Annotated in this window: 14 protein-coding genes; all 14 read right to left on the bottom strand. The window is 64.5% G+C overall.

The features are described from left to right. Positions 1-56: 56 nt before the first annotated feature. Positions 57-323, bottom strand: a complete 267-nt coding sequence (gene fliQ / locus AC1DYC_RS14485) for a flagellar biosynthesis protein FliQ (RefSeq protein WP_192254461.1) — start codon at positions 321-323, stop codon at positions 57-59. A gap of 26 nt (positions 324-349) precedes the next feature. Continuing rightward, complete coding sequence (flgD, locus tag AC1DYC_RS14480; RefSeq protein ID WP_477407253.1) at positions 350-757, bottom strand: flagellar hook assembly protein FlgD; 408 nt, start codon at positions 755-757, stop codon at positions 350-352. Beyond that, positions 757-1,197, bottom strand: coding sequence for a flagellar biosynthesis repressor FlbT (flbT, locus tag AC1DYC_RS14475; protein WP_477407251.1), 441 nt, complete (start codon positions 1,195-1,197; stop codon positions 757-759). Before flbT ends, flgD begins: the two co-directional genes overlap by 1 nt. After that, positions 1,194-1,541 (bottom strand): flagellar biosynthesis regulator FlaF, encoded by a 348-nt coding sequence (gene flaF, locus AC1DYC_RS14470; RefSeq protein ID WP_477288307.1) that lies wholly within the window; start codon positions 1,539-1,541, stop codon positions 1,194-1,196. The genes flbT and flaF overlap by 4 nt, the downstream gene beginning before the upstream one ends. A gap of 30 nt (positions 1,542-1,571) precedes the next feature. Next, the gene (locus AC1DYC_RS14465; RefSeq protein ID WP_477407249.1) at positions 1,572-2,615 is read right to left on the bottom strand and encodes a flagellar hook-associated family protein; all 1,044 of its coding nucleotides are present in this window, start codon (positions 2,613-2,615) and stop codon (positions 1,572-1,574) included. A gap of 3 nt (positions 2,616-2,618) precedes the next feature. After that, positions 2,619-4,073 (bottom strand): flagellar hook-associated protein FlgK, encoded by a 1,455-nt coding sequence (gene flgK, locus AC1DYC_RS14460; RefSeq protein WP_477407247.1) that lies wholly within the window; start codon positions 4,071-4,073, stop codon positions 2,619-2,621. Between the two features lie 176 nt (positions 4,074-4,249). Further along, positions 4,250-5,503, bottom strand: coding sequence for a flagellar hook protein FlgE (locus AC1DYC_RS14455; RefSeq protein ID WP_477407245.1), 1,254 nt, complete (start codon positions 5,501-5,503; stop codon positions 4,250-4,252). A 79-nt stretch (positions 5,504-5,582) separates the two neighbouring features. Further along, entirely contained in the window at positions 5,583-6,251 is a 669-nt protein-coding gene (locus tag AC1DYC_RS14450; protein WP_112559323.1) for a response regulator transcription factor, read from the bottom strand. Between the two features lie 222 nt (positions 6,252-6,473). Further along, complete coding sequence (locus AC1DYC_RS14445) at positions 6,474-7,061, bottom strand: transglycosylase SLT domain-containing protein (RefSeq protein ID WP_477408306.1); 588 nt, start codon at positions 7,059-7,061, stop codon at positions 6,474-6,476. Then, entirely contained in the window at positions 6,994-8,391 is a 1,398-nt protein-coding gene (fliK, locus tag AC1DYC_RS14440; protein ID WP_477407243.1) for a flagellar hook-length control protein FliK, read from the bottom strand. Before fliK ends, AC1DYC_RS14445 begins: the two co-directional genes overlap by 68 nt. Further along, a complete protein-coding gene (locus AC1DYC_RS14435) occupies positions 8,388-9,812 on the bottom strand; it encodes a chemotaxis protein MotC (RefSeq protein WP_477407241.1) in 1,425 nt (474 codons plus the stop codon). The genes fliK and AC1DYC_RS14435 overlap by 4 nt, the downstream gene beginning before the upstream one ends. After that, a complete protein-coding gene (locus AC1DYC_RS14430; protein ID WP_477407239.1) occupies positions 9,809-11,218 on the bottom strand; it encodes a MotB family protein in 1,410 nt (469 codons plus the stop codon). The genes AC1DYC_RS14435 and AC1DYC_RS14430 overlap by 4 nt, the downstream gene beginning before the upstream one ends. Next, complete coding sequence (locus tag AC1DYC_RS14425; protein WP_477407237.1) at positions 11,215-11,841, bottom strand: hypothetical protein; 627 nt, start codon at positions 11,839-11,841, stop codon at positions 11,215-11,217. Before AC1DYC_RS14425 ends, AC1DYC_RS14430 begins: the two co-directional genes overlap by 4 nt. Before the next feature lie 3 nt (positions 11,842-11,844). Beyond that, a complete protein-coding gene (gene fliF, locus AC1DYC_RS14420; RefSeq protein WP_477407235.1) occupies positions 11,845-13,488 on the bottom strand; it encodes a flagellar basal-body MS-ring/collar protein FliF in 1,644 nt (547 codons plus the stop codon). Positions 13,489-13,530 lie beyond the last annotated feature (42 nt).

The raw sequence follows: 13,530 nt of genomic DNA, 5'->3' as shown, positions 1-13,530 counted from the left end.
TCCTTATTGCGCAATTCCGGACGGAAAACCGCTACACACTTTTCCTGGAATTGCTTCTAGAACCCGTTTTCGATGCGCTCGAAGATGACGTTGGTAAAGGCCGAGATCTGGCTGCCGATGAACGGTCCGGTCAGCGCCACGACTAGCATGATGGCGACGATCTTGGGCACGAAGGTCAGGGTGATTTCCTGGATCTGGGTCAGGGCCTGGATCAGCGCGATGCCGATGCCGACCGCCATGGCCACCAGCACCACCGGCGCGGAGGCGACGAGCACCGTCCACACCGCGTACTGGACGATGTCGAGAGCGTCGGCCTCGTTCATGTGAGCGCGCCTCTACGGAAACCGGTCTAGCTGGCCGGCTTTATCGAAACGCCCGCGCCGACCGGCACTTCGGTGCCGTTCTGAAGCACCGCGATCAGGCCGTTGCTGGCAAGCTTGACGGAGGCCACGACACCGGTCGTCTTGCCGTCGGCCGAGGTGATCGAGCGGCCGATCAGGGCGTCCGCCTGCGACAGCGCCGAGGACTGCATGATCTGGTCGAGCTTGGTGTTGGTCTGCACCGATTGCTCGACCTGCGAGAAGGTGGCGAGCTGGGCGACATACTGTGTCGAATCCATCGGTTTCGTCGGGTCCTGGTTTTTCATCTCGGCGATCAGCAGCTTCAGGAACGACTGGTAGTCGACCGCTGTCTTCGACGTCTGCTGGGTGCCCTGGTTGGCGCCAGCCGGGATCTGTGCCGTCATGTCTACATTCATCAGTGTGCTCCCACGGCCAGCGGGCGCTTCGCGCCCTGAACATCGTCATTGCCGCCAAGTGCGCGGCGTTCGAGCGGATAAAGCGCACGGATCGCCTTCAGCGCTTCATAGATATGGTCTTCGCCGACCATGCGGTCGATCTGCTTCAGCGCGCTGTTGATCTGCTCGTCCTCGAAGCTCGCCAGAAGCAAGGGCAATGAGCGGCGGAACATGGCGCGCGCCTCGATGGCGCCGGCCGGGTTCATCAGCATGACCTGCAGGATGAAGTAGAGCTGCTTGAGCGGTGTCGAGGCCTCTTCGGCCTGGATGACATGGTTCTCGAGGAGGAACTGCACGTCGTTCATCAGCTCGACGGTGACCTTGCGGTCGACGCGGATGACGGCGCCGTTGATGTAGATCTTCTCGTTCGGCTTCAGCGATATCTTCAGCGTGTTGGTCATTGAATGCCGTCCCGGATGATTTGGGACACTTCGATCAGGCCCTCGAAATTGTTGGTGCGGCCCTGGCGGATGTCCTCGGCCTCGCGCAGCAGCCACAGGCCGATGGAGATGAGGTTGGCGCGCAACTCCTTGGGCAGGACATTGTCGCTGGAGCCGAGATCCTCGACGAAAGTGGTCCAGACCCGGTTGGTAAAGTGCAGCGCCTCGATCGCTTCCATCGAAGTGTGGCCGACGGCCGCCGCCGCCGACAGCATTTCGATCGAGCGGGTCAAAAGCTGCCGCTCGCGATCCTTCGCATCGGTGACGGAGTCGGTCTGGATGTCGGCGTAGGAGAATTGGTACATCGTTTGGCTCTACCGTTGCGGTTGAGATTGTCAGGTCAGGTAGTTCAGCAGGCTCATCTGCTGCAGGCGCGCGGTCAGCGCGAAGGACGTCTCGATATGCTGCGTCAGATCCGCGACGCGCGTGGCGGCTTCGGCCGGATCGACGCCTTCCAGATCGAGGATATGGCGTTCGAAGAGGTCGACCTGCGTCTTCATGCGGTCGCTGGCGTCGGACACGCGCTTTTCGGCAAGGCCGGTCTCGGCCTGCAGCTGGCCGAGCCCGCCCAAGGCCTCGCCGACCATCGCCTGGGCGCGGCCGACAACGGTGGTCTTCGCGGCCTGGCTGATGTTGCCGGAGAGCAGGCTGGTGACCATGGCGGAAGCCATGGCGAGTTTGCGGATGCTGTCGTCGTTGGCGCTGGCCGAGGTCTGGGTGGTTTCGCCGAGCGAAATGCGGCTGACGATCTGCTGGTCGGTAGCATTCGACCAGTTGGCCTGCCAGCCTGCGCCCATGAACTGCGGCACGACGTTGCTGGTGATGAAGCTGTCCATCTGGGCGGCGGTGATGTTGGCGGCGAGCGGATCGGTCTGCGTGAAGCCGAAATAGGACGAAAAGGAAGCGTCGAACGCCGCCTTGGCCGGCGAGCCGGCGGCGGTGAAATCGTCGATCGGCTTGACGTCGGTGTTGGTGCCGGCAAACAGATATTCGCCGTTGACGCTGGCGTTGAGGATCGAGGTCATCTGCTGCACGGCGGCCTTGCCGGCTTGCTGTGTGATGGTGCTCGAGGAATTGCCGGCGGCGGTCAGCGCGGTCAGCAAATTCTGTGCCGTGTCGGAAAGCTGGCCAAGCGCACTCTGTGTCGAGGACAGGCGGGCGGTGACCAGAGAATTGGAATCGATGATGACGTTCAACCGGTCGAGGTCGCGCGAGAAGGTCACCGCCTGCGAGGTGCGCGCGCCGAGCGCCAGGCCGACATCGGCGACGGTGCCGGTCGTCGATTCCTTGGTGGCTTTGACCAGTTCGGCCTGCATGCGCATCTGCTGATAGCGCGCGGCGTTGGAGAGGGCGGCTGAGGAGACGGATGTGGCTTTCATGGCTTATCCCACAGCATCGAGCAGCGACGACAGCATGTCGTCGACGGTTTTCATCATGCGCGCCGAGGCCTGATAGGTGTGTTCGAGGTCGAGCAGCAGCGACATCTCCTCGTCGACATTGACGCCGGTGTCGTTGGACAGCGCCTCGGCGGTGCGCGATGCCAGCGCTTCCTTGGCATCGGCATTGGTCGAGGCCTGCTGGCGCTGGCCTTCGAACCAGCCAATGGCGTTGGCGGCGTAGTCGGAGACGCTGGAGGTGACGGTGATGCCGGCCGAAGCGTCGAAAGGCATCGGCTTGTCGAGCTTGTCGCCATAGCCGATCAAAAGCTGCGAATAGGAGGCATTACCGGCGGTGTTGGCGATATAGGCGGCGCCATTGGCGCCGCCGTCGCGCAGCAGCACCGGATTGCCGCCGACGCTCGGATCCATTGCGGCGTTGACCTTGATCGAGCCGGCAAGGCCGTCGATCAGCGTGCCGGCGGCCGGAATGGCGGGCGCGCCAGACCAGGTGAACAGACCGGTTCGGTCGGGCTGCGCGGGTGCTGTCTCGGCAAAGGCGGTGATGAGGCCGCGCGCGACTTCGTCGAGCTGGCTCTGCATGGTCGCGGCGACACCGTCGCGCAAGGTGATCAGCCCGGCCAACTTGCCGTCGGCGCTGGCGTTGCCGCCGGTGCCGGCGCTGACCGGCACATTGTCGATATAGATGGTGTTGCCGGGCGTGCCGGCGGTGTAGCCTGCCGACGGCGTGAAGCTGACCGAGCGCGGAATGGTCTCGAACAGCGTCGTGCCGTCCTTGGTGGTGATGACCATATCGTTGTCGCCACGCGTGAAGGTCGACACCGGCACATAGTCGGCGATCTTCTTCAACAGGGCGTCGCGCTGGTCGAGCGCGTCGGACGCGTCCGTGCCCGAACGGGTTGCGGAGATGACCGCCTTGTTGGCATCCTGGAACTGGCTGAGCAGCGATTTGAGATCGTCGACGGCCGTTGATATCTCGCCATCGGCCTGGGTGCGGAAATCCTGGATCGCGTTGGTGCCGTCGTTCAGCGCGCGCACCACCTGCTGGGCCGCGTCGATGACGCTGGAGCCGAGGTTCTGGTTGGATGGCGTGGCGGCGTAAAGCTGCAATGCGTTCTGCAAGTTGCCGATCGCGGTCGAGGCAGAGGAGGCGTTGTCGACGCCGTTGACGGCAACGGCGAGGCGGTCAATGCCGCTGTAAAGCGTGCTCTGGCCGCTCCAGGCCGATTGCGCGCTGAGGTTCTGGCGAAACAGCAGGGCGTTGGCTGCGCGCTGGATTTCCACCGAGCGGGCGCCGGGCGCGCTGCTGACGACGACCGCCGTGCGGCGGGCGTAGTCGGGATTGCTAGCGTCGGCAATGTTACGGGAAAGGACGCTGGTCTGCTTCGACGTGGTCTGAAGCGACTGTTGGGCTATGGTCAATGCGGAAGTCAGCGACATGCGGGTCTTTCACGAGGCCAGTGGGGAGGGGGATGACGTTTCTGCCCTGTCGGCGGCGTCAGCGTTCGGAAACCTCCAATTCCAAACCACTCCGGCCAGTTGCCGGTGTGGCCTTGAATTCGAAATCCGCGCACCGCGCTGCTCTGGTTTGGGTTCATCCCACTAGCGCCCGTCGTTTATCTCTTCAGGTTGACAAGGACATCCATGAGGTCGGAACCGGTCTGGAATACTTTCGAGTTCGCGGTGTAGCTGCGCTGCGCAGCGATCATGTTGGTCAGTTCCTCGGCGATATCGACGTTGGAGTTTTCCAGCGCGCCGGAGATGATGGAGCCGAGCTTGCCTTCATTGGCAAAGCCGATGCGCACGGTGCCGGAGTCGGTGGACTGCGCATAGACGTTGCCGGGCAGTGCCGTGAGGTTGTCGGCGCTCTGGACGTCGGCCAGCGGGATCTTGAATAGCGGCTTGGTCGAACCGTCCTGATACTGGGCGTAGATGACGCCGTCCTCGCCGATCTGGATCTTTTCGATGGTGCTGGGGGCGTTGCCGTTGACCTTCGCTTCGGAGACGGTGAAGCCGGTGCCGAGCTGCGTCAGCTTGGACAGATCGAGATCGAGCGACGCGCCGCCCGGCACGGGTATCGTAATCGAGTCGACGGCGCCGGTGATTTTACCGGTGGTGGTGTCGAATGTCAGGTTGGCCGAGGCCAGCGCACCGCCCGTGTAGGGGAAGGACGTGCCGGGCGTCGCCTTGGACTGGTCGAACACCGAAACCGACCAGGTACCGGTGCCGGTGTTGGTGAAATAGACGTCGAGCAGCTTCTTGTTGCCGAGATTGTCGTAGGTGACGATCGAGGATTTCGACGTGTACTCCGCCGTCGGGCTGTTGGAGGAGGGCAGCGGACCGGCGGGCGGGGTGGCACCGGCCGGCAGATTGGCGTTGAAGTTGCCCGTGGTGCTGGGCGTCGCCGTCATTTCCTGGTCGGAGATCTCGACCGGCACCAGGCCTTCGAAGCCGTTGGCGGTGGCAGCAGGTGTGCCGTTGGCGTAGCTGTAGGCCATCAGCTGGTAGCCGGCTGCGTTGACCAGCCGGCCCTGGGCGTCGGGGACGAAAGCGCCGGCGCGGGTGAGGAAAGGCGTTCCGCTGGGGTCCTGGACAACGAAGAAGCCGTTGCCGTTGACCGCGAGATCCGAGACCGAGGTCGTGTACTGAAGCACGCCCTGGGCGCTGATTGCCGAGCGGATGGTGGTGTTGACGCCGCCGGAGTTATAGGCGCCGCCGACCTGCGGCATGATCAGCGTCGAAAACTCGGCCGAGGATCGCTTGTAGCCGGTGGTGTCGGAATTGGCGATGTTGTCGGCTGTCGTCGACAGGCGGTTGGCCTGTGCGTTCATCCCGGAAACGCCGGTCCGCATCATTCCGTAAAGGCTCATCGAAACGTCTCCTCAATGCCCATGTCTGTGGTCGCGAGGGTATAATTTCTGTCTTGCGCGAGGCTGGCGCAGACCGCCATCAGAACACCAGCCGGTAGCCGAGGAAGCGCTTGGAATCGATCGGGTCCTGGCCGAGCTTTTCGCGCAATTTCTTGCGCAGTTTGGAGATGTGACTCTCGACAACGTTTTCCTCGACCTCTTCGTCGAAGATGCCGTAGATGGCGTTGAAGACCTGGGTCTTGGTGACGCGGCGTCCGCGGTTGCTCGCCAGATATTCGAGGATGCGGCGCTCGCGGCGCGGCAGCGGCAGCGGCTGGCCATCGATCTCGGGATCGCGACCGTCCATGAAGATGCGCATGGCGCCGATCTCGGTGTAGCTGACGTCCTCATGGGCGCGGCGGCGGATGGCGGTGATGCGGGCCAGGATCTCGCGGATATGGACCGGCTTGCGGATGACGTCGTCGACGCCGCTCTCGAACAGCCGCAGGGTGTTTTCAAGCGAGTGCTGTTCGCTGAGCGCAATGACCGGAGCGCCGGTGCGGTCGCGGATCTGGCGTGGCGAGATGGCGCCTTCGCGGCAGTCGCCGATGAGGAAGGCGCGGACCGACTTCAAATCGGTGTCGGCGGCCGATGTCACCCACTCGCCGAATTCGCCAGGTGCGAAGCCCGCACAGGCGACCCCCTCGCGATCGAAAAGTGAGTTATACCCCTCAGTTACGAGCTCTCGCTCGTCAACGATTACAATCATCGGCCCCGCCTCCGAATCAGATCATCTGCCCCGTGGGAAGAGGCGTAACCGGTGGCGGGAATCCTGAACAACCATCATTTCTTGTAGCTATTTTCTTGGGAGTTATTTCGGCTTTCGAAATAACAGCAGTCACAGGGTTGTATCGTCGGTTGGCGATACCGGTGACGCGCCGGGGCATCAGCGGGCTCGCGGCCTGCTCATATCTCCGAAAGGCGACTGCGTCTATGGGTTGCAGAAGGTGCGGGCGTTTGGCGTCCATTTGCCGAAGCCGGTGGCGACCATGTTGGCGATGACGCGGCAGACGTAGAATTTCTGCGCGGGATCGTTGTCGGGGCCGGCGTGGTAGCGGGCGACCGCCATCGACCAGCTGACGTGACGGGCATGCAGGCTGGCCAGGAAGCGCGCCGCATAGTCGACATTCTGGCGCGGATCGAGCATGTCGTCGACGCTGCGAAAATGCGATGCGTGATAGTGATGGTTGATCTGCATGCAGCCGAGATCGATGAGCGTCTTGCCCTCGCGCTGGGCCGCTTCGAAGGTCGCCAAAGCCTCGGTGCGGCTCTTCGGAAAAACGGCTTTTCCTTCTATATTCAAGGCATTAGGCTGAAGACTGCCCTTCTTTCCGGTTTCGGTCAGTCCGACGGCATAGAGGATGCCGGCCGGCACGCCATAGCGATCGGCGGCGCGCAGGATCTCGGGCTCGCAAGGGTTGGTAGCGGCGTTGGCCGGGCCAATGCCGAGGCTAGATAAACATATCGTCGCCAGCACGCTCGCGAACAGGCGCTGCAGGGCGGCCGAATTCCTGGGCATCGTCATTGCGGTTTCTTCCCGACTGCTGGCCGCCCGAACTCGCATTGTTGCCGCTCGAGTTTCCGGGCTGAAAAGCGGACTGATCGCGGCCTTGCGGCATCGGCTGGGAGTTCGCCGCATCGCTGCGCGCCGGCGCGTGGGTTGCTATCGAGGGTTGCAGGATGGTGACCTTGTCGACATCGAAACCGAGCCCGCGCAACGACTTCACAATGGCGTCGCTGTCGGTGGCGAGACGGCGATAAGCCTCATGCGTCTCCGGCTTCAATTCTATCGAAAGTTGTTCGCCGGCGAGCCTGAGACTGGCTGTGACCATGCCGAGCTCGGCCGGGTGAAGCTCGATCTTCAATATATGTGTCGGAACGGCAACAGAACCGGCCGTCTGGGCGCTCGTCGACGGTGTCGAAACCGCTTGCCGCAGGCCGTTTTCCGAGGCGAGTGCGTCGATCAGAGCTGACGTTGTCTGGTTCATTGGGCTCTGCGCCGGCGCCGGGAAACTCTGCTCGGCGACAATGTCGACGCGCCCGGCGGACGGCGCCTGTTTTTCGGGTGTGGACGATGCAGCGGGATGGGCTCCATCGACGACCTTCATCGACGGCGCAGACCGCTTTGCATCGGGGGCCGAACCGTCGCTTGCCGGCCCGTCCGCCGGCAGAGTTGGCGTCGCGCCATCCTGGTGCGGCGGCTTGTCGGACTGGGGTCCGATCGTGGCCAGCTTTTGCCCCTGATCCTGTGCGGAAATGTCAGCGCCGGCCTTGGCCCGCTCGGGCCGTGGCGTCGTTTCGAGGCTGTTGTCGGGGCCGGATGTCGCGCGGAATTTCTTCAACGACAGAGGCGGCGTATGCGCAGGAACGGTGTCGCCGTCGAGTGCCGGTTGTTCACTCTGTTCGTTCGTGGCGGGCCCGTTCCCGCTCGCCCTGGTCGCCGAGAAGCGGCTGATATCATGCAGCGCTATCAGCAACGGCAGATGGTCCTGCAGGGGAGCCGTGCCTGCCACTTGTCCACCCGCCTCAGCGTCAGCGGATGTCTTGTCCGGATCGCTGGCGGCAGGGTCCTTTGCGGCTTTCCCGACAACCGGTTTGGAGGCCGTCTTTCCCGTCTCTGCGTGTGCAGTCTCGCCCTTGACGGGACCGGCCGCGCTGCGTCGGCTCCAGCGTGGCTCGTGCGGCACGGCCTCTGTTGCTCCCTGGCCTTTCTGTGTCTGCGCATTGTCCCCGTCGCGCACCAGTTCACCGAAGCTTTTGTCATCGCCCTTGGCGTTCGGCGCCGACTGCTTCGATCCAGCGTGCACGGGTGCAAATCCCGGCAAGGCCTGGCCAACATTGGTGGTCATTTCGGTGCTGCTCCAAGCATCTGGTCGATCAAATCGAGCTGGCGACGCGTCTTGGCCATGGCGGCGTCGGTGGGATCGGCGGGCTCGGCCCCGGCAGGCGCCGATGCCGGCACGACAGGCGCCGCATCGCTGGCGGTGGCGACTGCAGGCGCTTGCGGCGCCTTTGTCTGAGACGTGCTTTGTGCCTGAGCGGCAGGCTCGCCTGGCGCCTTCGGCTGGTCGGTTGCGGCCGGTCCGCCCGGTGCGCCAGCTGCTGGCTGCTCCGGCATTGCGCCTTCGACCGGCGGCAGCTCGGGCTCATCGGGATTTACCGCAGCCGCGGTCTTGACCGGTTCCTGTTTGGCCGCGGCGGGCGCCGGCTTGCCGACAGGCAGCGGCGCCGGCGGCGCGATCACTTCGCCGGCCACGGCCTGCGCGGCATCGAGCAGGTCGCGATCGCTTTGCGAAAGCTGGCTGCGATCGATCCTGGAGAGCTTGGCGCGGACCTCTTCGATGGTGCCCGACGTCACCGTGGACAGGCTGGAATAGAGCTGGGCGCGCGGGTCGTCCTGATTGTGGATGCCGTCGCGGCCCTGTTCGGCCCGGGCCGAGGCAAAAGCGGAGAGATCGGCGAAGCCGTCGATCGCCGCGCGGCGGGCGATGCGCAGATAGATCACCGTCTCGCGTTCGGGATCCATCATTGCGGTGATGTCGGCGAGCTTGTCCTGGCTAATCGCCATGTGCAGCGTGATCACGCCGGACACGAAGGCGTCGGCAAACTGGCTGGCATAGGGCGAATAGAGGTAGTCCTCGACATACTGGGTCGAGGCAAGCGCGAAGCGCGCGCCGTCGCCTTGCGCGGCGGCGATGCCGACCGAGCGGCGCAGCGCTGCTTCCTCGACCAACGTGCCGGGGCTGAGCAGGCGAGCGTCGTCGAGCAGGGCAAGTGCTGCGGCCGGTTGCTCGGTGGCGAGCAGTGAGCCTTTGACCAGCGCCAGGAAAGCGCCGAGATCGGTGGGCAGCGTCATCGGGTCGATCGGCTTCAGCGCCTCGATCGCGGCCGCCGGGCGGCCGTTCAGATAGTCGACAATGCCCTTGGCGATGGCAAGGCTTTGCTGGTCGGTCTTGGCGCGCGACACCGCCGCCTCGACGGTGACGGGGTTGCCACCGCTCATGCCATAGACCAGCAAGGCGCGAAAATTCTTCGGGTCGCTGAAGTCCTGCGCGCCCGCCGCGCGCAGCCTTGTGTCGGTCATTTCGAGCAGCTTGGCCTGCATCGGCAGCGCGGCATGGTCGCCAGCAGCGATGCGATCCTGCACCAGCTGCAGCGAACGCACCAGCTGATAGGGCTGCAAGCCGTCCTCGGCAAAAGCTGCCGGCGAATAGACAGCGCTCAACAGCAGCAGGCCGATGGCGCGGCCGATGATGGCGGAGCGCCTCATCCGTCGGTCGCCATCAGGATCTCGATGCGGCGGTTGGCGGCCGCCATCGGGTCGGCTGCAATTTTCGGCTCGCGGTCGGCGAAACCGGCGACCTCGGTGATGCGGCGCTCGTCGACGCCGCCGCGCACCAGCATGTAGTAGGCGGAATGGGCGCGCGCCGTGGACAGCCGCCAATTGTCATAGGTGTCGCTGCGGAACGGCCGCGCATCGGTGTGGCCGTTGATGCTGATCGTGCCTTTCTGTTCGTTGACGATGCGGCCGATCTTTTCCATCGCCAGCACCAGTTCACGCCTGGGCACTGCCGAGCCGATCTCGAACATGCCGAAATCGAACTGGTCGGTGATCGAGATGACGACGCCCTTGTCGGTGGCCTCGACGGAGACGCCGTCGTGCAATTTGTCGCCTGGCTTGAAGGCCTCGGCCAGTTCCTGCTTGACCTGCGCCGCGGCCTGGGCGGCGGCGGCACTCGGCACCTTTTCCGCGGCTTCGGGCTTGGGCGTGGTTTGAGCTTCGGCGACTTCCGCCTTTGCAGCCCCTGCCTTTTCAGCAGCGGCCTTTGCGGCTTCAGCCTTCGCCTCTGCCTTGGCTTCAGCCTTCGTAAGCGGCTTGTCGGATGCGGATTTCGCCAGCGGCTGCAGTGGCGCATCGACCACCGGCGGCGCGGGCGGCACGGCCTTCACTTCAGCCACTTGCTCCTTTGCGGCCTTGTCGCCGGGCTTCAGAGGATCGCCTTCGATCTTGCTGCGTTCGGCGGTGGCTTCGGCGCCTGGTGCCGCCACCTGCTGCGACCAGAAATCCGGCGCGAACGGGTCGCGATAGGATTGGCCGCCCGATGCGCCGGTGGCCGGACCGGACGCCTGCGCGCCGCCATCGCCCTTTTCGCTGACATTCTGCATGACGCCGGTGTCGGTGGCGATTTCCGACAGCACCGCATAGGGATCGGCAAACAGATGCTCGTCGGAAAGGTCCGTCTTTTGCTCCAGATCCTTCGTCTGCTTTTCGGCTGGCGCGCTAGCTGTGCCCTTTTCCGAAGCCGCCGAAGCGCTGCTGTCCGACGTGCCGGAAGCGCCGCTCTCGTCCTGTCCGCTCTTGCTGGTCTTTTCCTGCGGGTCGCTTGACGATTGGCCGGCCGCGCTCGGCCCGTTGCCGAGATCCTCCAGGCCCTTGCGGCTGGCGTTGCGGTCGACCAGCTTGACCGGGTTGAAATAGCTGGCGACGGCTGCCTTGGTCTGCTCGTTGGCCGCGTTGATCAGCCACATGACGAGGAAGAAGCACATCATGGCGGTCATGAAATCGGCGAAGGCAATCTTCCAGACGCCACCATGGTGGGCGTCGTCGTGGTCGTCGTGACTGCGCCGCACGATGATGATCTCGTGCGGGTGTTCGGCGGCGTCGGCGGTACTCATGACAGGGCCTCGGACAAGGCGGAAGACCATTCGGCGATACGGGTTTCGAACACCGCCTCGTCAATGGCGACGGTGAGGTCGAAGCCGGGCGCCTCGACGAAATCGAGATTGGCGGCGCGCGGCCCAAGCGAAGCCTTCAGCGTCTCGAACAAGGAGAGCGGGCCACGCACGGCGATGCGCACCGCCTCGCTGTCGCCAACGGCTTCGCGGATCGTGCCGGCAAGGGCTTCCAGCGAACGCTTCTGCAGGTCGTCGCTGACGATGCCGCCAATGATGCGGGCAATGGTGGCGCCGACAAGCTCGCTGACCTTTGCCTCCATGGCGTCGATACGGGCAGCAACGGCTACGCCGACATCGCCGCCGAAGCTTTCCAGAAAAGCCTTTGCTTCATCGGCGCTGGCTTGGCGCTCTGCTTCGAGCGCTGCCTCGTGAGCCACGGCAAGGCGGGCTTCAAGGGCGGCCTCGGCATCGACGACTGCTTCGGCGATCAGCGCGCCGATGTCGGCCTGCGGCGCCGGCGTCTCCGGCCTTGGCTCGGCCTTGGTCGCAAGCGGCGGCTGGCCGGCGCGCTGGGTGCGCGCGCCGAAATCAGGCAAAAGGTCGAAAAGAGCTGCCGAGACCATGGTCTACACCGCTGCTTCCTGGGCCGCCCATTTGCGCAGGATCTGCGCGGTGCGCTCCTCGTTAAGATCGACCATGCGGGCAAGCCGTTCCTGTGGCGCCGGCCTGATCTTCTGGCGAAGATCGTCGAGCGGGGTCGGGCCGGGACGGCCGCTCGGCAATGCCGCCGGCGGGGGTTCGGCAGTGGCGGTGGTTTCAGGTGTCGGCAGCGAACGCTGGACATCGTCGAAGCTTGGACCGGCAAGTGCGGGCGTCGGCCGCGCGGTCAGCGCGGCGGCCATTGGCCTCAGGCCGAAGAAGGCGACCAGGAACACCACGACGATGAAGGCGCCGGCATTGATCATCGTGCCGGCATGGGTTCCGATCGATGCCATGATGCCCGGCTGCTCGATCGGCTCGCCGTCCAGGCCGTCGATGAACTCGACCGCCGAGACGTCGATGATATCGCCGCGCTTGTCGTCGAAGCCGGTGGCCGAGGCCACCATCTTCTGGATGTCGGCGACGCGCTTGGCGATCTGCTCGGGGGTGGCGTCCTTGCCGAGGATGGTCATCAGCCGCTGCTGGTTGACGACGACGGCGATCGACATCTTGGTGACGGAGTAACCGTTGGAGACGGTGGCGATCTTCTTGGAGTTGATCTCGTAGTTGGTGATCTCCTCCTTGCGGTCGTTGGCCGATGTCGTCTGCGGGCCTTCGGTGCTGGTCGCCTGGGTCTCGGGCAGGTTCTGCTCGACGCTGGCGGGGGTCGAGGCCTGCCTCTGGTTGCTGTTCTCGTTGGCACGCACCGACTGCACCGAACGCTCGACGCGCGACTCCGGATCGAAGATCGTCTCTTCGGTCTGGCGGGTGTCGGTGTTGACATCGGCCTTGACGCTGGCGCGGAAATTGTCTGGTCCGAGATAGGGGGTCAGCGCGCGGCGGATGTTGTCGCCGATCTGCGCCTCGACGGTCTGCTCGACGCCGAGCGTGCGGGCAGCGCTGGTGTTGGAGGGGTCGTCGCCGGCGGCCAGAAGGTTGCCGTTGGAATCGAGCACGGTCACCTTGTCGGCCGACAGGCCGGGGACAGCGGCGGCGACGAGATGGCGGATCGACATGGCGCTCTTTTCGGCGTCGATGCCGGAATAGCGGATCACCACCGAGGCCGAGGGCTGCTGTTCGTCGCGGCGGAAATTGGCGCGCTCGGACATGACGATGTGGACGCGTGCCGCCTTGATGCCCGCGATCGACTGGATGGTGCGGGCGATCTCGCCTTCCAGCGCGCGCACGCGGGTGATCTGCTGCATGAAGGATGTCAGGCCCATCGCGCCGACATTGTCGAACAGTTCGTAGCCGGCATTGGCGCTGGTCGGCAGGCCTTTTTCGGCAAGCAGCATGCGCGCCTGCGCGGTGGTGCCGGCCGGCACCAGCACGGAGGTGCCGTCGGAGCCGACGTCGAAGCCGATGCCGGCCTCGCCGAGCACCAGGCCGATCTGGTTCACGTCGGAGCGGTCGAGCCCGACATAGAGCGTCTCGTAGGCGGGGCGATTGAGATAGACCGAGCCGATGCCGATGACGGCCATGACCAGCGCGGCGATGCCGGCCAGCATGGCCAGGCGCCTGACGCCAAATGCCCTGAGATTCGAGATGATGCTCTGGATCTGTTGCGGCACGATTCAAGCGCTCCCAGCATGATATTCCGTGGGAACACTAGA

Source organism: Mesorhizobium sp. P2_E7 (assembly GCF_056403855.1).
Note: the sequence above shows the minus strand (reverse complement) of the source record. Positions and strands in the feature narration are given on the sequence as shown.

Bases quoted from the DNA above. Each gene is read 5' to 3' on its own strand.
- fliQ (WP_192254461.1), bottom strand. From the start codon at position 323: ATGAACGAGGCCGACGCTCTCGACATCGTCCAGTACGCGGTGTGGACG.
- flgD (WP_477407253.1), bottom strand. From the start codon at position 757: ATGAATGTAGACATGACGGCACAGATCCCGGCTGGCGCCAACCAGGGC.
- flbT (WP_477407251.1), bottom strand. From the start codon at position 1,197: ATGACCAACACGCTGAAGATATCGCTGAAGCCGAACGAGAAGATCTAC.
- flaF (WP_477288307.1), bottom strand. From the start codon at position 1,541: ATGTACCAATTCTCCTACGCCGACATCCAGACCGACTCCGTCACCGAT.
- AC1DYC_RS14465 (WP_477407249.1), bottom strand. From the start codon at position 2,615: ATGAAAGCCACATCCGTCTCCTCAGCCGCCCTCTCCAACGCCGCGCGC.
- flgK (WP_477407247.1), bottom strand. From the start codon at position 4,073: ATGTCGCTGACTTCCGCATTGACCATAGCCCAACAGTCGCTTCAGACC.
- AC1DYC_RS14455 (WP_477407245.1), bottom strand. From the start codon at position 5,503: ATGAGCCTTTACGGAATGATGCGGACCGGCGTTTCCGGGATGAACGCA.
- AC1DYC_RS14450 (WP_112559323.1), bottom strand. From the start codon at position 6,251: ATGATTGTAATCGTTGACGAGCGAGAGCTCGTAACTGAGGGGTATAAC.
- AC1DYC_RS14445 (WP_477408306.1), bottom strand. From the start codon at position 7,061: ATGCCCAGGAATTCGGCCGCCCTGCAGCGCCTGTTCGCGAGCGTGCTG.
- fliK (WP_477407243.1), bottom strand. From the start codon at position 8,391: ATGACCACCAATGTTGGCCAGGCCTTGCCGGGATTTGCACCCGTGCAC.
- AC1DYC_RS14435 (WP_477407241.1), bottom strand. From the start codon at position 9,812: ATGAGGCGCTCCGCCATCATCGGCCGCGCCATCGGCCTGCTGCTGTTG.
- AC1DYC_RS14430 (WP_477407239.1), bottom strand. From the start codon at position 11,218: ATGAGTACCGCCGACGCCGCCGAACACCCGCACGAGATCATCATCGTG.
- AC1DYC_RS14425 (WP_477407237.1), bottom strand. From the start codon at position 11,841: ATGGTCTCGGCAGCTCTTTTCGACCTTTTGCCTGATTTCGGCGCGCGC.